16 protein-coding genes and 1 riboswitch are annotated in these 19,500 nt (G+C 44.0%); of the genes, 11 read left to right on the top strand and 5 right to left on the bottom strand.

Annotated elements, in window-relative coordinates:
• Window positions 1-27: 27 nt before the first annotated feature.
• The 6 genes from rpsK to HCJ54_RS09840 all read left to right on the top strand — a co-directional run bounded on the left by rpsK (window position 28) and on the right by HCJ54_RS09840 (window position 5,431).
• On the top strand, window positions 28-417 hold the full coding sequence (gene rpsK, locus HCJ54_RS09865; RefSeq protein WP_036065522.1) for a 30S ribosomal protein S11: 390 nt from the start codon (window positions 28-30) through the stop codon (window positions 415-417).
• 94 nt (window positions 418-511) lie between these two features.
• Window positions 512-1,456: a DNA-directed RNA polymerase subunit alpha gene (locus HCJ54_RS09860; RefSeq protein ID WP_036060308.1), complete on the top strand. Its 945-nt coding sequence runs from the start codon at window positions 512-514 to the stop codon at window positions 1,454-1,456.
• Between the two features lie 27 nt (window positions 1,457-1,483).
• Window positions 1,484-1,891, top strand: coding sequence for a 50S ribosomal protein L17 (gene rplQ, locus HCJ54_RS09855; protein ID WP_036065525.1), 408 nt, complete (start codon window positions 1,484-1,486; stop codon window positions 1,889-1,891).
• A gap of 443 nt (window positions 1,892-2,334) precedes the next feature.
• A complete protein-coding gene (locus tag HCJ54_RS09850) occupies window positions 2,335-3,204 on the top strand; it encodes a shikimate dehydrogenase (protein WP_187137524.1) in 870 nt (289 codons plus the stop codon).
• Window positions 3,205-3,240: 36 nt separating this feature from the next.
• Window positions 3,241-4,008: a type I 3-dehydroquinate dehydratase gene (gene aroD / locus HCJ54_RS09845; protein ID WP_187137523.1), complete on the top strand. Its 768-nt coding sequence runs from the start codon at window positions 3,241-3,243 to the stop codon at window positions 4,006-4,008.
• 106 nt (window positions 4,009-4,114) lie between these two features.
• Window positions 4,115-5,431: an MFS transporter gene (locus HCJ54_RS09840; protein WP_244966935.1), complete on the top strand. Its 1,317-nt coding sequence runs from the start codon at window positions 4,115-4,117 to the stop codon at window positions 5,429-5,431.
• 3 nt (window positions 5,432-5,434) lie between these two features.
• Here the strand turns inward: HCJ54_RS09840 and HCJ54_RS09835 are convergent, their stop codons facing one another.
• Genes HCJ54_RS09835 through mgtA form a run of 3 tightly spaced genes read right to left on the bottom strand, consistent with a single transcriptional unit; the run spans window position 5,435 to window position 10,287 of the window.
• On the bottom strand, window positions 5,435-6,547 hold the full coding sequence (locus tag HCJ54_RS09835) for an FtsW/RodA/SpoVE family cell cycle protein (RefSeq protein WP_187137522.1): 1,113 nt from the start codon (window positions 6,545-6,547) through the stop codon (window positions 5,435-5,437).
• Complete coding sequence (locus tag HCJ54_RS09830; protein ID WP_187137521.1) at window positions 6,531-7,685, bottom strand: FtsW/RodA/SpoVE family cell cycle protein; 1,155 nt, start codon at window positions 7,683-7,685, stop codon at window positions 6,531-6,533. Before HCJ54_RS09830 ends, HCJ54_RS09835 begins: the two co-directional genes overlap by 17 nt.
• Before the next feature lie 4 nt (window positions 7,686-7,689).
• The gene (gene mgtA / locus HCJ54_RS09825; RefSeq protein WP_187137520.1) at window positions 7,690-10,287 is read right to left on the bottom strand and encodes a magnesium-translocating P-type ATPase; all 2,598 of its coding nucleotides are present in this window, start codon (window positions 10,285-10,287) and stop codon (window positions 7,690-7,692) included.
• Between the two features lie 275 nt (window positions 10,288-10,562).
• Window positions 10,563-10,734: riboswitch (M-box (ykoK) riboswitch) on the bottom strand.
• A 647-nt stretch (window positions 10,735-11,381) separates the two neighbouring features.
• Between mgtA and HCJ54_RS09820 the strand changes: the two genes are divergently transcribed.
• Both HCJ54_RS09820 and HCJ54_RS09815 read left to right on the top strand, forming a co-directional pair.
• Window positions 11,382-12,002, top strand: a complete 621-nt coding sequence (locus HCJ54_RS09820; RefSeq protein ID WP_187137519.1) for a hypothetical protein — start codon at window positions 11,382-11,384, stop codon at window positions 12,000-12,002.
• An 11-nt stretch (window positions 12,003-12,013) separates the two neighbouring features.
• On the top strand, window positions 12,014-13,063 hold the full coding sequence (locus HCJ54_RS09815; protein WP_187137518.1) for a hypothetical protein: 1,050 nt from the start codon (window positions 12,014-12,016) through the stop codon (window positions 13,061-13,063).
• 89 nt (window positions 13,064-13,152) lie between these two features.
• Here HCJ54_RS09815 and HCJ54_RS09810 read toward each other — a convergent pair whose 3' ends face one another.
• On the bottom strand, window positions 13,153-14,556 hold the full coding sequence (locus tag HCJ54_RS09810) for a M56 family metallopeptidase (RefSeq protein ID WP_187137517.1): 1,404 nt from the start codon (window positions 14,554-14,556) through the stop codon (window positions 13,153-13,155).
• Window positions 14,557-14,558: 2 nt separating this feature from the next.
• Window positions 14,559-14,957 carry a BlaI/MecI/CopY family transcriptional regulator gene (locus HCJ54_RS09805; RefSeq protein ID WP_036060470.1) on the bottom strand — a complete coding sequence of 133 codons (399 nt, stop codon included), beginning with the start codon at window positions 14,955-14,957 and terminating at the stop codon, window positions 14,559-14,561.
• A 182-nt stretch (window positions 14,958-15,139) separates the two neighbouring features.
• Between HCJ54_RS09805 and HCJ54_RS09800 the strand changes: the two genes are divergently transcribed.
• The 3 genes from HCJ54_RS09800 to HCJ54_RS09790 all read left to right on the top strand — a co-directional run bounded on the left by HCJ54_RS09800 (window position 15,140) and on the right by HCJ54_RS09790 (window position 19,448).
• Window positions 15,140-15,709, top strand: a complete 570-nt coding sequence (locus HCJ54_RS09800) for an NAD(P)H-dependent oxidoreductase (protein ID WP_187137516.1) — start codon at window positions 15,140-15,142, stop codon at window positions 15,707-15,709.
• Between the two features lie 275 nt (window positions 15,710-15,984).
• Window positions 15,985-18,972 carry a formate dehydrogenase subunit alpha gene (fdhF, locus tag HCJ54_RS09795; RefSeq protein WP_187137515.1) on the top strand — a complete coding sequence of 996 codons (2,988 nt, stop codon included), beginning with the start codon at window positions 15,985-15,987 and terminating at the stop codon, window positions 18,970-18,972.
• Window positions 18,972-19,448, top strand: coding sequence for a helical membrane plugin domain-containing protein (locus HCJ54_RS09790; RefSeq protein ID WP_187137514.1), 477 nt, complete (start codon window positions 18,972-18,974; stop codon window positions 19,446-19,448). The genes fdhF and HCJ54_RS09790 overlap by 1 nt, the downstream gene beginning before the upstream one ends.
• Window positions 19,449-19,500: the final 52 nt, after the last annotated feature.

Here is a 19,500-nt window from a genome sequence, read left to right as displayed (position 1 = left end):
TTAGTAAGTAAAGGAGGTAGTTAGTGAATGGCTCGTAAAACAAATACTCGTAAACGTCGTGTGAAAAAGAATATCGAAGCTGGTATTGCACACATTCGTTCTACATTCAATAATACAATTGTAACGATTACTGACACTCACGGTAATGCGGTAGCATGGTCAAGTGCAGGCTCTCTTGGTTTCAAAGGATCTCGTAAATCGACTCCTTTCGCGGCGCAATTAGCTGCTGAAACATGTGCAAAAGCTGCGCAAGAACATGGCTTGAAAACTTTGGAAGTAACAGTTAAAGGACCTGGTGCAGGACGTGAAGCTGCGATTCGTGCTCTTCAAGCTGCTGGTCTAGATGTAACTGCTATTAAAGATGTGACTCCAGTTCCTCATAACGGATGTCGTCCTCCAAAACGTCGTCGTGTCTAAGTAGTCGTATTTTGTTCGCAACTTTGAACTATTGTCACGAGATTCTTCATAAGGATCTTAGCCAAAGAGACGTTTTGAAGGAGGGTAAATTTGAATGATCGAAATTGAAAAACCGAAAATCGAGACGATTGAGATCAGCGATGATGCCAAGTATGGAAAATTTGTTGTAGAGCCACTAGAGCGTGGATATGGTACAACTTTGGGTAACTCCTTACGTCGTATTCTGTTATCTTCTCTTCCTGGTGCTGCAGTGACATCTATCCAAATCGATGGAGCGTTACATGAGTTTTCTGTAATAGAAGGTGTAGTAGAAGATGTAACAAGCATGATTTTAAATATCAAGAAACTTGCACTTAAAGTGTATGCCGAAGATGATAAAACTTTGGAAATTGATATGCAAGGTCCTGGCGTTGTAACTGCTGGCGATATTAACTATGATAGTGATGTTGAAATTCTAAATCCAGATCTTCACATTGCCACTCTTAGCGATAACGCAAAATTCCATGTTCGCTTAAACGCGGCTCGTGGTCGTGGTTATACACCTGCGGATCAAAATAAACGTGAGAATATGCCAATCGGTGTGTTACCAGTTGACTCGATTTTTAGCCCGGTTATCCGCGTTAACTATCAAGTGGAAACAACACGTGTTGGACAATCCACAAATTATGATAAGCTTACTTTTGATGTTTTGACAGACGGAAGTATCAGCCCTGAAGAAGCTGTTTCCTTGGGAGCAAAAATTCTTACAGAGCATTTGAATATTTTTGTTGACTTAACAGATGAAGCCCAAAAAGCAGAAATCATGATCGAAAAAGAAGAAAGCCATAAAGAGAAAGTGCTTGAAATGACAATTGAAGAATTAGACTTATCTGTTCGTTCTTACAACTGCTTGAAACGCGCTGGAATCAATACAGTACAGGAATTAGCTGACAAATCTGAGGATGATATGATGAAAGTTCGTAACTTGGGTCGTAAATCTCTAGAAGAAGTTAAAGTGAAACTGTCTGACCTTGGCTTAGGTTTACGAAACGAAAATTAATTTTTACTTTGTGAAGGAGGGAAATCCATGGGTTACAGAAAATTAGGTCGTACTAAATCGCAACGTAAAGCATTGCTACGTGATCTAGCGACTGATTTAATCGTTTTCGAACGTATCGAAACAACTGAAGCGAAAGCTAAAGAGATCCGTTCAATCGTTGAAAAACTGATCACTTCTGGTAAAAAAGGAGATTTGCATTCTCGTCGTCAAGCAGCTGCCTTTGTACGTCACGAAGTTGTTAACGTGGTACAAAAAGAAGTGAAAGATAAAGATGGTAACACTGTGACAAAAAATCGTCCAGTTTACGCTTTACAAAAATTATTTGATGATGTTGCTCCACGTTACGCGGAACGTCAAGGCGGATATACTCGTATCTTGAAAAAAGGTCCTCGTCGCGGCGACGGTGCACCAATGGTTATCATTGAATTAGTATAATTCATGTGTTTAAAGCAAGTGGAGTGTTATGATAGAGCGGTTCGCCGCCTCTGTCTAGCTCTGTGTGTTTCCTCTTCGCGGTGGCGAGGAGGAACGCAGGCTTTTTTTTGTTGTGAATCAAGGGGTAACCCTTATTCACGATCTTACATATGCTAAAAAGACTTATCGTTGTTATTCGATAGGTCTTTTTTGTGGTTGTGCGAGGTGAGAGAATAGTTGGGAAGCTTTCTTGTTTAAATAGCTACAGTCGGATATAATGAGATGGAAGAATGGATAGTTGGTGTTTGAATGAGCTATGAGAATATTTTTCTGGATGTGAATAAATAAATTGACTGGAAAAAGGGAGTCTATTTCTGGTATGATTGTGAGGTTGGATGAATTTACTGATTTTGCTGATAAAAGAATAGTATGGATACATAAATTAGGAAGGGTGTTTTTTAAGTATGACAGAGCGGATTTCAGGGAAGACGAAGTTAATTGGGTTGTTAGGTACGCCGATTTCTCACAGTTTATCACCAAAAATGCATAATGAAGCATTTTCCAAGTTAGGATTGGACTATGTTTATTTGGCGTTTGATGTTGGAACCGAGCAGCTAGCCGATGTTATGAAGGGATATCGGGCAATGGGGATTCGGGGTTGTAATGTGACGATGCCGAATAAGGTGTTGGTGAAGGAATATTTGGATAAGCTATCTCCTGCTGCCGAACTTGCGGGTGCGGTGAATACCGTTGTGAATGATAATGGTGTTTTGACAGGGCATATTACGGATGGAACGGGATATATGCGGGCGCTTGAGGAAGCAAAGGTTGATATTATCGGTAAGAAAATGACGATTGCAGGTGCTGGTGGTGCTGCTACAGCGATTTGTATCCAGGCGGCACTTGATGGTGTAGAGGAAATCTCGATTTTTAATAGGAAAGACGAATTTTACAATCGAGGAGAACAGATGGTGCGTGACATTAATGCCAAAACAGATTGTAAGGCGCAACTTTTTGATTTAGCTGATTTGGAAGCGCTTCGGAATGAGATGATGGCTAGTGTTATTTTTGTCAATGCGACTTCGGTTGGCATGGAACCACTTGTTGGCCAAAGTGTTGTACCGGATGTGTCTTATCTACGTCCAGAACTGATTGTGTCGGATGTTGTGTATGTCCCTGCGAAGACGCGCTTGTTGGAAATGGCAGACGAGGCAGGGTGTACAACGGTTAATGGCCTGGGAATGATGTTGTGGCAAGGTGCGAAAGCTTTTGAAATTTGGACTGGAGAAGAAATGCCAGTTGGGGATATCAAGGAATTACTGTTTAAAAAATAGGGCGATTGAGAATGGATAGTAGAGAGGAAAGCGGATATGAAAAGTGTTTTAGTAAGAGATATCGTGATTGGTGAGGGTGCGCCTAGTATTTGTGTTCCTATGGTTGGTAAGACGGCTGTGCAATTAGTCGAGGAAGCGCGTATGCTGATGGGGATTGATTTGGATATTGTGGAATGGCGAGTCGATTTCTATGAAGATGTGGCGAATACTGAGAAAGTAAAGGAAACGCTGCATGCGATTCGAGGCATTTTGAACAATATACCGCTGATTTTTACATTTCGGAGTGCAAAAGAGGGCGGTGAGCTTGCATTTCCTGTGGCGAGTTATGTGGAGCTGAATAGGGCAATTGCGGCGACTGGCATGGTGGATATCGTGGATGTGGAGCTGTTTACAGGAGATGAGGAAGTGGCACAACTTGTGGAGGCTGTGCATCAGGCGGGTGCGAAGGTCATTATGTCGAATCATGATTTCGATAAGACGCCGAGTGAGGATGAGATCGTGGCGCGACTTGTGAAGATGCAAGATTATGATGCAGATCTACCTAAAATAGCGGTGATGCCACAATCGGCGGCGGATGTGTTGACATTACTTAGTGCAACGAATACGATGCGTGAAAAGTATGCGGATCGCCCGATTATCACGATGTCGATGGCAGGGACTGGCGTTATTTCGCGCTTGGCTGGAGAAATTTTTGGCTCGGCATTGACGTTCGGAGCAGCGAAAAAGGTTTCCGCGCCTGGACAGGTTCCGGTGGGTGAGTTACGCCAAGTGTTGACGTTGTTGCATAAAAGCTTGAATGGATGAAAATAGAGCCTCTTGGGAAATCATTTATTTTCTGAGAGGTTTGGGCATTTTTATTATGTAATGGAGCCCTATTAGTAATACTTGAATGCACCTGGGAGGGAAAAGGATGGAACAGCAGATGAAACCAAAGAGAGTTGTCGCAACAAAGAAAAAATTTAGATATTGGATCGGCCTGTTGCTTGGGTTTGGTTGTTTAGTGAACTATTTTGATCGAATTAATTTGACGGTAGCGGGACAAGTTTTAATGGATGAACTCAGTATTACGCCAGCGATGTTCGGTATTTTATTATCTTCTTTTTCTTGGACGTATGCGTTAATGCAGATTCCTATGGGCTTGGTGTTGGATCGGATCGGTGTGAAGTGGTTGAATCGGGTTTGCTCGATTGTTTGGGTTTTCGCGACGGGATTGACGGCTTTTATTAGTGGATTACTGCCATTATTTATTTTGAGATTATCGCTGGGTGTGGCGGAAGCGCCGGCGTTTAGTGCGGCTTCGAAGGCGACGGGATATTGGTTTCCGCTGAAAGAACGGGGATTTGCGACGGCGATGTTTGATATGTCGTCCAAACTATCGAATGTGATTGGAGTGCCAATGGTTGCTTTTATTATTGCCAAATGGGGCTGGCGTGAGGCTTTCATTGTGACGGCGATTATTAGTATTGTGTACTGTGTTTGGTTTTGGGTGCTTTATCGGGACCCTGAGGAACATCCGCGGCTTTCGAAAGAGGAGTTGGATTATATCCAGTCGGGCGATGCACAAAAACAGGTCGCGCCTGGTAAAGGGAGTAGTTTGCTTTATTTGATGAAGCAGCGCAAGTTGTGGGCGCTTGCCATTGGTGCCGCGGCGTATAATTATTCGTTCTTCTTGTTTTTGACGTGGTTGCCAAATTATTTGATGCAGGAGCTTCATTTAGATATTATGAAATCGGGATTATATACGGCGATACCATGGGCTTGTGGGGCGCTATCTAGTGTTTTAATTGGTGGCTTGCTCGTTGATTTTCTGATTAAGCGTGGATTTGATCCGTCGAAGGTTCGGAAGTTGTTTCTGACGATTGGAATGTTGCTAGGGCTTGCGGTTATTGGTGCGGCAACGACGAAGGATACGCAGACGGCGATTATATTCTTTAGTATTGCGGTATCGGGAATTTGTATCGCGTCTACGATTAATTGGTCAATGCCGTCGATTTTAGCGCCGAATGGCTTGGTTGGGACTGTGGGCGGATTTATGAACTTTATTGGGAATCTGACGGCGATTGCTGCTCCGATTGTGACGGGTTTTATTGTCGGTGCGACGGGAAGTTTCTCGATTGCTTTTGTTGTGGCAGGTGTCGTGATGCTGATCGGGATTTTGTCGATTACGATCTTCTTAGGCCGCATTGAAAAAATTCCAGATGAGGAGAAAAAGGCGATTTTAGATTGATTGCTAAGTTCGACTCAGGCTGGTATCGTCATTTTTGATAACGGCGAGAATGGTGCCGAGTGCAATCATGTTTCCGAGTGTCGAGCTACCGCCGTAACTGATAAATGGTAGTGGGATACCGGTGAGTGGCATCAGACCAATAGTCATCGCGATATTTTCGAAAATATTGAAGGCGAACATCATCGCAAAACCAGCGATGACATAGGTAGAAAAACTATTTTTCATGTGTAGTGCAGCGATGATGAGTTGGTGGATGAAGAGCATGAACAGGATAAGTAGTAGACTGGCGCCGATGAAGCCGAATTGGTTGGCGATGGTGCTGAAAATCATGTCGGTATGGCTTTCGGGAATGTAGACGGAAGACGAGTTGTTGCCAGACATCGTTCCTGCGCCGATTGCCTTTAGGGAGCGGTCCACTTGATAGAAGGAATTTGGATCGCTTGCTGGATCAAGCCATGTATGGATGCGTCGGAATTGGTAGCTCTTGAAGCCAATTTTTTCGAGTAAGGTGACGTGATAGACGACTAGGTAGAGCCCACCGCTGACAGCTACAACGAGTGATGCTAAGATCGTGATGATGAGTTTGGTGGATTTCAGGGCTAGGATGCTAATCGTGAAGGCGCTGACGAAGTAGACGATCGTTGTGCCAAGATCGGGTTGCTTCATAATTAAAAGCAGGATGACTGCTACGAGCGACCAGGTAATGAGTAGCTGTTTCCAAATGACGCGTTCGTATTTTGCCGCAAAGTGGGCGATAACGATGATGAACATCGATTTGGCGACCTCTGATGGTTGTAGGGAGATCCCAGGGAACTGATACCAACGTGTCGCACCATTAATTGTTGATACGAGTGGGTTTGGTATTAGGATGCCGACAAGCAGGATAACCATGGCGAGATACACCCATAGAATGTTGGCGCGAACGAAGGTCATATTGAGTTTCGATAGGAGAAATACAGTACCGAAGCCGATGATAATGTAGACGACTTGCATACGGAAGAAGTTGGTGTTGTATTGATTGGTTTGTTGAGCCATGAAAATCGCGAGGCAGCTAATTATGGATAGTATGCAGATGATGACGACTAGGCTTTCGCGGAGTCTATTGTTGGTTTGCATGAGTATTCCTACTTTCTGTGAGGGTTATTTGGCGTTCGGCACTGATGAGAAATCCGACGCCGCATGATAGGGTGATAATAGAGGTACCGCCAAAACTTATAAATGGTAGCGGGACACCGGTAAGGGGAATCATACCGCTAACGCCGCCGAGGTTTAGGAAGGTTTGGGCGGCAATCCAGGTCGCGAAGCCGATGCAGATGGAAGTGTCGAAGGCTGATTGACTGCGAAGCGCGATGTGAAAAGCTTTCCAGATGAAAAACAGGATGAGGCTCAAGGTCACGAGAATACCGATGATGCCGAGTTCTTCCGAGATGACAGCACTGATAAAATCGGTATGGGATTCAGGCAAAAATCCGAGTTTTTGGACGCTGTTTCCAAACCCTTTGCCAAAAATACCGCCGTCTGCAATCGCGTAATAGCCATTTCTTAGCTGATAAGATGCGTCGAGATTAGCTTCGTTAAACGGATCAAGAAAGGCGAATCGCCCGAGTCTTGTCTGGCTGAAAAAATCGGGATGAACCAGATAAATCACGCCGAGACTAAGCGCTATGAAGAGCATGACGGTAAGCGCGAGTTGGCTGATTCGGCGTGCTGAGAGCCCTGATGTGAGCAATTGTGCGGCAAAAATACATAGAACGATAAAACTGGTTCCTAAATCTGGTTGCAAAATAATGAGGCCTACGCAAAATAAAATATAGGCGATGAGTAAGTAAGTGACGCGATTTGAGCGCATCATTTTTGAAAAGTAATGCACGATGAAGTTGCCGGTAACAATGATGAGTAGGCTTTTGACGAGCTCCGTTGGTTGGAGTGTGGCGCTACCTAGTTGAATCCAACGCTGGGCATTGTTTGTTGCAGTACCAGTAAGTAGGATGAGGACTAGCAGGAGGACAGCGATGCCGCCTGCTAATTTCATCGTTTTTTTAGAACAGAATGGTGCCGTTTTTAGTTTTGCAAAGAAGAGTAGGCAAGCGATGCCGATCGCGTAAAAAAGGGCTTGCCGGATGACGAAATACTGGTTTGTGACCTCGTAGCGATTGCCAGCGGATGCATAACTGGCGCTGTAAACGAGGAGACAACTCCAAATCCCGATGGCGATATAGACGAGAATAGTGATGCTGCTCTGCTTTGTAAACATAGCTTTAAATCCAATCGTGGAATTTCTTGATGTAGAGATTTTTGGCGATTTGGACGGTTACCATGTAGCCCGCAAGAATCGCGATAAGCCATGGGAAGTAGCTGAGCGGTAGGCTAACAAGTCCGATATTATGACCAAGCGTCGTGAATGGAATGATAATACCGATGCCCATCACGATAAGAGTGGAAATCATCACTGGTGCAGCCGCACGACTTTGGATAAATGGAATTTTTTCAGTACGGATCATGTGTACGACGAGCGTTTGTGTGAGCAGGCCGACCACGAACCAGCCACTTTGGAACAGTGCTTGTTCGGCGATAGTATTCGCGCTAAAGACGAACCACATGATGGCGAACGTGAGAATATCGAAAATCGAGCTGACTGGTCCAATCAGAAGAATGAAGCGCAACATGTTTTTACGATCCCATTTACGCGGCTTTTTCAAGAAGGATTCGTCCATTTTATCCCACGGTAGCGTCATTTGGGAGACATCATACATGAGATTTTGTAAGAGTAGGTGAATCGATAGCATCGGTAAAAATGGCAAGAAGGCGCTGGCAACAAGGACACTAAACACGTTCCCAAAATTGGAGCTGGCTGTCATTTTCATGTATTTCAAGATGTTTCCGAAGACGTTTCTTCCTTCCGTTACGGCGTCGTTTAGGATGGTTAAACTCTTTTCGAGTAGAATGACCGAGCTTGCATCTTTGGTTATATCGGCGGCAGTATCAACGGAAATACCAACATCTGCTTTGCGCAAGGCTGGGGCATCATTGATTCCATCGCCCATAAAACCAACTGTGTGACCGTCATTTCGAATGAGGTGAATAATGCGAGATTTCTGTGTTGGCGTGAGCTTAGCAAAGATGTGATGGGTTCTCGTTGCTTCGGTTAGTTCGTCATCGTATAGGAAATCAATATCGGAGCCGAGTAGGAATTTCTCGGATGGAATGCCGACTTGGTTGCAAATTGTTTGGGCAACGATTTCATTGTCTCCGGTAAGGACTTTGACGGTAACACCGTGGTCGTGTAGAGATGCAATCGCGGGTTTGGCGGATGGCTTGGCGGGATCTAAGAAGCCGAGGAAGCCGATCAGTGTCATATTTTGCTCATCGATGACGGAAAAGGATTCTTTTTCTGTCTTGGTTTTCGTGGCGATGGCGATAACGCGCATACCGTTACGGTTCATAATTTCACATTGTGTGTGAAGGCGTTTCTTGATGGCATCGGTTAGTTCAATGATAGTTCCATTTTCTTCAAGCTGAGAACAAACGTCGAACATTTCGGCAATGGCGCCTTTCGTAATCATTTGAATGCTGTCTTTTTTGCGTAAAATTACACTGAGGCGGCGGCGGGCAAAATCGAACGGGATTTCATCGATTTTTTCTGGTGTTGTGAAACGTTTGCTATCATCGATTTTTTCCATGTGTGAAATAATTGCGTGATCCATGATATTTTTCCAGCCAGTTTGAAAATGACTATTTTGGAAGGCGAGGGCTAACACTTTATTGGATGTTGCACCAGTCGTATCAATGTGTTCGATAAGTTCCACTTTATCTTTGGTTAGCGTGCCGGTTTTGTCTGTACAGAGAACATCCATCGCTCCAATGTTTTGAATCGCGGATAGTTCTTTGATGATGACTTTCTTTTTTGCCATGCGAACGGCGCCTTTTGCGAGGTTGGTGTTGACGATCATTGGCAGCATTTCAGGTGTAAGCCCTACAGCCACAGCTACAGCGAATAGAAGTGCTTCGGTCCAATTACCTTTCATAATACCATTGATCAAAAAGACGATCGGAACCATCACGAGCATGAGGTACATCAGTAGTTTGGAAATGGATTTGACGCCTTTATCAAAACTGGTTTCATCGCGTTTGGTGAGGGCTTCTTGGGATAGTGAACCGAAAATCGTATTATCGCCAGTCTTTAGAATCAACGCTTTTCCTTGACCGCTAATGACATCAGTCCCCATAAATGCCAAATTGTCTCGTTCAAAAATGCTGAGACTTTTTTCGGTAGCTTCGACAAATTTTTCAACGGGAATGGATTCACCGGTGAGTGGTGATTGGTTGATAAATAGGTCTTTGGCTTCGATGATTCGCGCGTCTGCAGGGATGATGTCGCCGGTTGAAAGGAAAACGATATCGCCTGGAACGACATCGGCAATCGGGATTTCTCTTTGCATACCGTCACGAATAATCGCGGTCGTATTTTCAATCATGCTTTTCAGGGAGAGACTGGCTTTTTGGGCGCGCATCGATTGAACGAAGCTGAGGATGACGCTAAATAGGATCATCAGAGCCATAATGATGGTCGCCTCGATGTCAGAAGTCACGTAAGAAATAATCATAAGGAAGGCAAGAATATAAATAAATGGATTGTGGAAAGCCTTGGCTAGATTGATGTACCAAGGTGTTGGTTTTTGTTCAGCGGTGATGTTATCGCCGAATTTAGTGCGTCGTCTCGTTACTTCTGCTTCTTTTAGGCCTTTGGTCGTTGTTTTGTATTTTGCGATAGCCGCGTCTTTCTGGGATGTGGAATCTTGGAGTAGTATCCGGTTCACTTCTTGTTCATTGCGTAGCTTGTTTAGTGCTTTTTTCATTGTATTATCCTCCGATTCAGTTCTAAACTGTCACGGCTTTTTTTAGGTTTCTGGTGGAGTAAAAGCCATTCCAGTCCGTTATTAAGTTCGATGATTCAGGTTCTGCAGGGTCGTCCTCTAGAAATTGTGGCATGCTACTCCACCTCCGTTCTATATAATTTGACAATAATAAACATAATAGCAGAATTTTCATTTCATGCTTTATTTCACACAAAAAATCCCTACCTGTCTAGTGACTTTGGCAGAGATCCAGAATTTTATGCACATAAAAAACATAGTATTCCCCTCGCTAAAGATTTGGCACTATACAACGTAAAGAAAACTAGTTTCTTAGCCACATTATGGAAAGCCTTAATCCGACAATCCCTGTTCAACCCATTGGCGTCTTTGGACATTTTTGGGCAGTGGCATATTTTCATATAGGAGCCTCACTATACAGGTCGTTCAGCGTGCCGACAAATACTCATCTTCGTCGTTAAAGTCTGCGTTCCGATGCTCTTCTACACTATGTTTCGCATAACTTCTCACATGGTCGGGGAAGATACTCCCTCCCTGTTTTCAGTTGATGTACAGTCGTACACTCCGCTTTGTTGAGGCACTTTGAGCATAAGCGATTTAGAGCCTCAATATGCAGATGAAAAAAGTGAATCTGTAGTCCATCAGAGCATGCCGTGCCTAGAATCTAAGCATTTGTCGGCACGCTGAAGTTTGGAGGTGCGGTCTGATTGGGCGTTTGGAAGGGACTTTTTGGCTTGCTGATTTTTTAGTTATTATTGTTCTTACACTCCCTAGGTTAGCATCGATGTTTTTTTGTGTCAAGGGGGTTTCCCTAAAAATGTTGCGTGAGGGCAAGATGTTTGTTGGGGGAGGAGGGGCGTGGGAAGGGTTCGGGGGATTGGACGGGACTTTAAAAATTTTTATTTTTTGCTTTGTGGATGTATGGGATTGTATCGGGTTCTTTAAGGTTTGTTAAGGAATGTGTGGGGGATTAAATATTTTCTAAAGATATGCGGATTGTCATTGTCTGGAATTGGGATATGTGATACGTTTAGGGTGGGTTTTGGAAAATTCATGAAGTGTGAGGGGCGGATGAAATGAGGAATAAGTATAGTTGGATGTTGCTTGGGCTCGCTGTGATTGTGACCGGATTTTTAGTTGGGAAACATTATTATACGAAGGCTTACGCGCAAAGGGAAATCGATGCGTTTGTTAGTGAACAGGGGGTGCCGAGTAAGGCCATTTATGATGAAAAAATGGTGTGGGATTGGCAGAAGAGCGGGGACTATATAAAGCGCTTTAAGGTACGCGGTGATTCGGCGGATATTGTTTATGAGTATCTTTTTATTGCGGGGACGGGGGATGTGTTGTTTATGCCGTATTCGTCTACGAGTGCTGAACCGGATGTGAAGTATCCACCTGAGAAAACGGAGGATGATTTTAATTTGTATTACGGAGAAGCTTATGAGGATGGGGGGTCGTCGCTTTATGTGTATCATTTGAAGTTGTTTACTGGTGTGGAATCTGGGCTGGACGGTGGGAAGTATGTGTTACATAAGAGTAGTGATATTTTTGATTCGGATGGGAAAAAGATTGACGTGGATGAGATTAAAAAGGGTGATAAGTTGAAAATATATTTTTCGGATGAAGTAGCGATTAAAGAGACATATCCTGCGCAAATTGATGGAGAGTATATTTTTAAAGTTGTGAGGGAATGAGGAGGACGGCTATGAAGAAGATAGTTGTGGCTGCGATAGTTGTTTTATTAGTTATGGGAGCAGGCGTTACGATAGATAAAATAGTGAAGAATAGCAAAATTATACGTGTGCAGGTGAAGGCAGAGAAGGATAGGACGCGGTATATTGGAGAGGACGGAATCTCTTTTTATTCAATGGTGGATACGCGGGATAAGATTTATACGTTAGTGGATACCGAGGGGGATACGGATGCATATAGAATCGCAAAGGAGGTTTATGCGATTGATAAGAAGACTGGGGAAATGGAGATAGTGCCTGGTTCTAGCAAGATGAAGTTTGGCATGGACGGGATTGAGTCTACTTTTGGAAACGAGGTTTATCTTGGTTGGGTGGAGGCGGACGCGGATTATGCAACGCGGACGGTTATTTATGATATCGAGCAGGGGAAAATTATGAAGAAATGGAAGGGGAGTGATGCGCATTCATTTTTCGATTTTCATGTGATGGGTCATCGGGTTTATTGGTTGGAGTCTAGCGGGAAGACGGGATTGGTTATGTCGTATGATTTGAAAACGGCTGAGGAGGAGCAGCTTGATGAGGTTGGAGCGGAAGGGACGGTTCTGGCTTTCTCCGAGCATAAAATGTGGTATCGGGATATTCGGCGAGGAAGCGGGCATTTGAAGCGTTATGATCTGAGGTCTGGGAATTACGAAATATATGATTTAGGTGTGGATTATAGTGATTTGAAGCCAGTCGGTGATAATTTGGTGGCTTATTCCAAGGGTAACGGGCTTTACTTGTACGATACGAAACTGCAAAAATCGGTGTTGTTGAATGGTGCGGATAATGGGATTAAGGCGAATTATGATGGGAAGGGGCTTATCGTTACGGAGCAGATGTCGTATAAAATAGAGCGTTTGGATGGGATTCGGCATAGTAATACAATCGAGTCGGAGTATCCGGATAATCATCGTTTTTCAACGGCAGAACGGATTCAATCCTTGCTTTTTATCGCGAATGTTGGCGAGCATGAGGAGATTATTTGGATGAATCAGGATGCTTTGCAGTGGTCGGGAAAATGATAATAAAACACCCCAAAATCAGATTATTAGTCTAGATTTTGGGGTGAACATTAGATGGGGAGTATCGTCTGTTTTTAGTTATTCAAGCCTTATTTTGCGTTTTCTTGGGACATTTTTAATTTGTAATCAGCAGCCGCTTTTTCGTTGTATTCTTTATCAGTCGACTTATTCGCTGCATTTTCTTCGGCCATCTGTTTTTTCTTTTCTTCAGTAGCAACAGCCATTTTTTTATCAATATCTGATTGAGTGGCTTTTTCCTCAGCCATTTGTCTATTCTTTTCAGCGGTAGCAGCAGCGATTTTTTGGTCGATCTCTGCGTCTGTTGCATTAGCAGTTACATTTTCTCCGGCCATTTTTGCTTTGTAATCGGCAGCCATTTTTTCGTCATACTCTCCGCTTGCCACTTTATCTGCTGCTTCTTGTTTTATGGCATCTTCTTGTTTCATTTTAGATGCTATTTCTTGTTTTTGTGATTCGGTTGTCTCTGCTCTTACGTCTACTAGAGAGAACGCGGATACTCCCAAAATTGCGATGAAACCTACTGCGGTTAATAGTTGGGATTTTTTATTGAATTTTTTGATCATAATGATTCTCCTCTTTAATCTTATTTTGTTTTTACTGAAATGTGCCAATGTGGATGGCTGATAATACTTAGAATATTGCTCGACTAATGTAATAATGGTGTGTCCGTAGGCGATTCTTTCTGCGGGATTGATAAAAGTCAGAGCCAGATTATCGCAGGCCATTTCTTGATCTTCACGCATGGCACGACAGGCGTACCAAAGCATAGGATTGAACCAGTGGACAATGAGCAGGCAATTCATCAGTAAATTAATGCCGATATCTTTTCGTTTATAATGGGATAATTCATGATAAAAAATGTATTTTAGTTGCTCGTCTTTTAGATGCTTTACGTGTTTTTTATCAAGTAAAATCCTAGGTTTGTTCATTCCGAATAGGGTTGGAGCTGAAATTTTTCCGGAATAGTGTAACGGGATATCTTTTTCGATGGACATATTTTGCTTGCATTGCTGATAAATATCCAAAACTCTTTTTTCAGTTATTAGTGGTTGCTTGCTTATATAGGTATATAAACGCCTGTTTGTCATTATTATGAAAATTCCGGCAAACAGGATTCCTAGTATCCAAATCAATAGAAAGACAGTGTATATGTCAATTTCGGCAGGTACTTCCTTGGCTATTACTGGTACTTTCTCGATGGTTTCTGGTGCTATCGTTGTACTTTCTTGGCTAGCAACTGGGGTGATGGGTAGCAAGGAATAGATGCTAAAGGAGCTTTCTGGAAACCAAGGTAGTACGAGTCTGATCACAAGAATGAGCCATAATGCGTATTTCCATTGCGGTGTTAGCCAATTTCTTAAGACGAAGCGGATGCACAGAATGAATACGACCAACACGCTTGCCAAAATAGACGTTTCGATGACCCAGTTAAAAATAGAGGGAAGGTACGTATGCCATAGCGTATGGAACATAACTATCTATCCTTTCTGGGATTGGATTCAGCTTTATCATCTAGGAGTTGTTTGAGTTCATCGATGTCCTCGGATGATAGTTTTTCCTCTTTTATAAAATTCACGAGTAGTGGTTTGAAAGCTGCGCCGTAAAAGCGGTTTAACAAGGATTTTGTTTCGCTTTGCATGTAATCTTCTCGAGATACTAATGCGGTGTACGTGTGCAGTTTTCCTTTTTCTTGGTGGGAGGAAATAGCTTCTTTTTGGACTAGTCGGTTGAGTAACGTTCGTATTGTTTTGGGACTCCAATCGTGTTCTTTTTCCAGGGCTTGAATTATTTCACCGGCTGTCAGTGGAGATTCGTTCCAAATAACTTGGATGACTTCTAATTCAGCTTCTGATATTTTAGGTAAATGCCCCATTTTATTCCTCCTCTCTATGGACTACATTTGTAATCCGTGAATAAATATTAACATGTATCGTTATTGGAAGTCAACCCCCTTTTTGATACTTGTGTTGCATCTGGCTGTTTTATGGAGTAGAGTAGCATGTATAAATGTCTATCATGCACAAAATACAAAGCAAGCAAGGAGAGCGATGGAAGATGAATGTACTACTAATTTATACATATCCAAATCATGAAGGGTTAAATTACGCTATAAAGGAGACGGTGGAAAAAGAGTTGGGCAAGAAAAATAAGATCAGAGAAATTGACCTTTATAAAGAGGAATTCGATCCAGTATTGCGTTTCGATAGTGTGAATAAGCGTCGTGATTTATTTAAAGATCCGTACACGAAGGAGTATCGGGATCAGGTTGTTTGGGCGGATTTTTTGATTTTTATTTATCCGATTTGGTGGAGTAGTACGCCGGCGATTTTGAAGGGATTTATTGATAAGGTGTTTGCGAAGGATTTTGCGTATAAGTATAAAGGGATTCGGCCGATTGGGTTGCTGAAAGGGAAGCGCGCGTGGATTATTAATACGCACGATACGCCGGCGGTTTATGCGAATTTTATTCAGAAGGATTATGGGCGGGTTTTGAGTAAGCAGATTCTGAAAATGTGCGGTATTTCGACCTATAAGCATACTTCTCTAGCTTATGTAAAAGGTTCTAATGAAGTCAAAATAAATAAGTTCCTGCAAAAAATTGCTAAGATTAGTAGTACGATTTGATATGGGGAATGTGCTCAGGATGTTTGTTCGAAAGGGAAATTAGATGCCGAATTTGGACGGATTTATGTGATGGTGATTAAGTCTTGCTTAGAACGGATTTCACAATCTATGGGACGGCTCTAAAAGGGCGCCAACGCATGATTGAGAACGATTATCAGTTGGCTTTTTGCTATTCAATTTTCACAATAACTGATATAATGTAAAAGAGTGGAAACGCTTCCTAATGGTTTTCCTAGAATGGCATGAGTTCTTAGTTTTCAAGGAGGGATTTTTGGATGGGTGCGAAGGTGAAAGTCACGGTGAAGATTAACGGCAAGGCGCATGATGTGGAAGAAGGAACGCGAATTTTAGATTATTTGAATGAGGAGGGCGTGCATCATCCGCATATTTGTTATAGTAAGCAGATGGGCGCGATTCAGTCGTGTGATACGTGTATGTGTGAAGTTGACGGCGAGTTGATGCGGGCTTGTAGTACGGATTTCAAGGATGCAATGGAGATTAAGCTGGATTCGGAAAAGGCGAAAGAGGCACAGCTCGAGGCGATGGACCGGATTTTGGAGAATCATATGTTGTATTGTACGGTGTGTGATAATAATAATGGGAACTGTCGGGTACATAATACGGCGGAACTGCTTGAGGTGGATTCGCAGGAACGGCCATTCCGTGAGAAGGGCTATATCAATGACTTCTCGCATCCGTTCTATCGTTATGATCCGGATCAGTGTATTCTTTGTGGGCGCTGTGTCGAGGCGTGTCAGAGTGTGCAGGTGAATGAGACGCTTTCGATCGATTGGGATCGCCCGCAGCCTCGTGTTATTTGGGATGATGATCGTCCGGCGAATATGTCGTCGTGCGTGTCGTGCGGACTTTGTGCTACGGTATGTCCTTGTAATGCGTTGATGGAGAAATCGATGCTTGGTCAAGCTGGGTTTATGACGGGAATTGGCGAGGAAGTGCTGGAGCCAATGATCGATATGGTTAAAAAAGTGGAGCCGCCGTATCAAACGGTTTTCGCGTTGTCGGAAATGGAAAAATCGATGCGGGATACACGGACGAAGAAGACAAAAACGGTTTGTACGTTCTGCGGAGTCGGGTGTACGTTTGAGGTTTGGACGAAAGGTCGTCAAATCTTGAAAGTGGAGCCGACTGGTGAAGGTCCTGTGAACAAGTTTGCGACGTGTGTGAAGGGTAAATTTGGTTGGGACTTTGTGAATAGTGACCAACGTTTGACGTCGCCGCTGATTCGCCAAGGTGATGAGTTTGTTGAGGCGTCGTGGCAGGAAGCGATAGCGTTTATTGCGGAGCGTTTGGGTAGTTTACGCGAGGAGTTCGGCAATGATTCGCTTGGTTTTATTTCTTCTTCTAAGACGACGAATGAGGAGAATTATTTGATGCAAAAATTGTCTCGCCAAGTGTTTGAGACGAATAATGTGGATAATTGTTCGCGTTATTGCCAAGCGCCGGCTTCGGATGGTTTGACGAATACGGTCGGAATTGGGGCGGATTCGGGAACGGCGGAGGATATTGAGACGGCTGGACTTGTCATTTTGGTCGGTTGTTCGCCTGCGGATGGGCATCCGGTTCTTGCTAGTCGTATGAAGCGTGCGCAGAAATTGAACGGTCAGAAATTGATGGTTTCGGATCTTCGGAAACATGAGATGGCGGAGCGCGCGGACTTGTTTATTCGTCCGAAACAGGGCACGGATTTTGTATGGTTGACGGCGGTTGCGAAGTACATGATTGATATGGGTTGGCATGATGCGCCGTTTATGGAGGCGCGGATTTCGAATGTGGAGGATTACATGACGTTCCTTGCGCCGTTTACGCTAGAATATGCGGAAAAAGAAACGGGGCTTTCGATTGAGACGCTTGAGAATGTGGCGAAAATGGTGCATGAGGCTGACGGGACGGCAATTTGTTGGGGTATGGGTGTGACGCAAAACATTGCGGGCTCGCATACGTCGGCGGCGATTTCGAACTTGCTGCTTGTGACGGGGAACTTTGGTCGTCATGGCGCGGGCGCGTATCCGCTTCGTGGGCACAATAACGTGCAAGGGGCTTGTGATATGGGATCCTTGCCAAACGTATTGCCAGGCGTGCAGTCGATTCTAAACCCAGAAGTTCGCGCGCGTTTTTCGGAAGCGTATGGCGTGGAAATTTCAGAAGTGCCTGGGCTTAAAAATAATGAAATGCTAGACGCAATCGAGGCTGGGACGCTTAAAGCAATGTACTTGATTGGGGAAGAGATGGCTTGGGTGGATTCAAATACGAACCATGTTCAAGATACACTTGCAAAACTCGATTTCTTCGTAGTTCAGGATGTCTTTTTATCGAAGACGGCGCAATTTGCTGATGTTGTTTTACCGGCATCGCCTTCGCTTGAAAAAGAGGGGACATTTACGAATACGGAGCGTCGTGTGCAGCGCCTGTATGAAGTGTTGGAGCCGCTTGGTGATTCGAAACCGGATTGGTGGATCATTCAAGAAGTGGCGAACGCGTGTGGTGGAAATTGGAACTTTACGCATCCGAGCGAGATTATGGATGAGGTTGCTAGTCTTGCGCCATTCTTTGCGGGTGTGAGCTATGACCGGATGGAAGGTTTTGATAGTCTTGTTTGGCCGGTTTCGGCGGATGGTGTCGATATGCCGCTGCTTTATGAGGAGCGTTTTAATTTCCCTGATGGCAAGGCAAAACTTTCGGTATTGCCATACATTGCGCCGATTGAGTTCCCGAAAGAGTTTGATTTAACGCTGAACAATGGCCGTTTGTTGGAGCAGTTCCATGAAGGAAATATGACGCATAAAACGAAAGGTCTAGACTACAAATTACCAGAAGTTTTTGTAGAGGTATCGAAGGAATTGGCGCAGAAACGTGGCATTGAGGATGGTTCGCTTGTGCGGTTGACGTCGCCATACGGTCACATTAAGGTGCATGCGGTCGTGACGGATCGGGTTCGCGCGAATGAGGTTTACTTGCCAATGCACTCGGTCAGCCACGAAACGGCGGTCAACTTATTGACGTCTAGCGCGGGCGATGTGCGGACGAAGACACCGGCCTACAAACAAACGAAGGTAAACTTGGAAGTATTGCAAAAATGTGGCGAAAATCCACTACCGAAACATAATCCACGAAATGCGGCAAGATTCCCGCAAAATGGTGTGGAAATCGAGCGCAAGTGGGCGCGTGCGGACTACAAACCGATTTCGAAACATAATTGTGCTTGTGGTGGAAACTGTGCGTGTAAGAAAGGGAGTGAGGCGTGATGGCAGAACCTATTTCTAAAATACGCCGTGTGGAAAAGACGGATGATCAGATAAAACAGGATAAAATGACGGCAATAAAAGACCAGATTGCGACGGATGACGCGGCTTTCATGGAAGTTTTGGAGTTAGTGAAGGCGTTGCATGATTCTGGGGCGCTGGATATGTTGAACAGTGCTTTGAAGGCGAAAGAGGACATCGCGACGACATTTTTGAATGAAGCTCGGAAGGAACCTGCGACGAATGCGATTAATAATTTGATGATGACTAGTAAATTATTGACGGAGACGAAGCCGGAGCAGACGGAGAAAATGTTGGAGGGGCTTGCGAACGCGCAGGCGAAGGCGAATGAGAGTTTGAAAGAGGACGCGACGCTTGGACTATTCGGACTGGCAAAAGCGATGAAGGACCCTGATGTGAATCGGGCGTTGCGTTATGGTTTGGCATTTCTGAAAGGTGTCGGACAGGAATTGAAATAAAAATGAGACTCCAGATGCTGCTTACAAACGCGCATCTGGGGTTTTCGTTAGG

Source organism: Listeria grandensis, assembly GCF_014322885.1.
GTDB lineage: Bacteria > Bacillota > Bacilli > Lactobacillales > Listeriaceae > Listeria_A > Listeria_A grandensis.
Note: the sequence above shows the minus strand (reverse complement) of the source record. Positions and strands in the feature narration are given on the sequence as shown.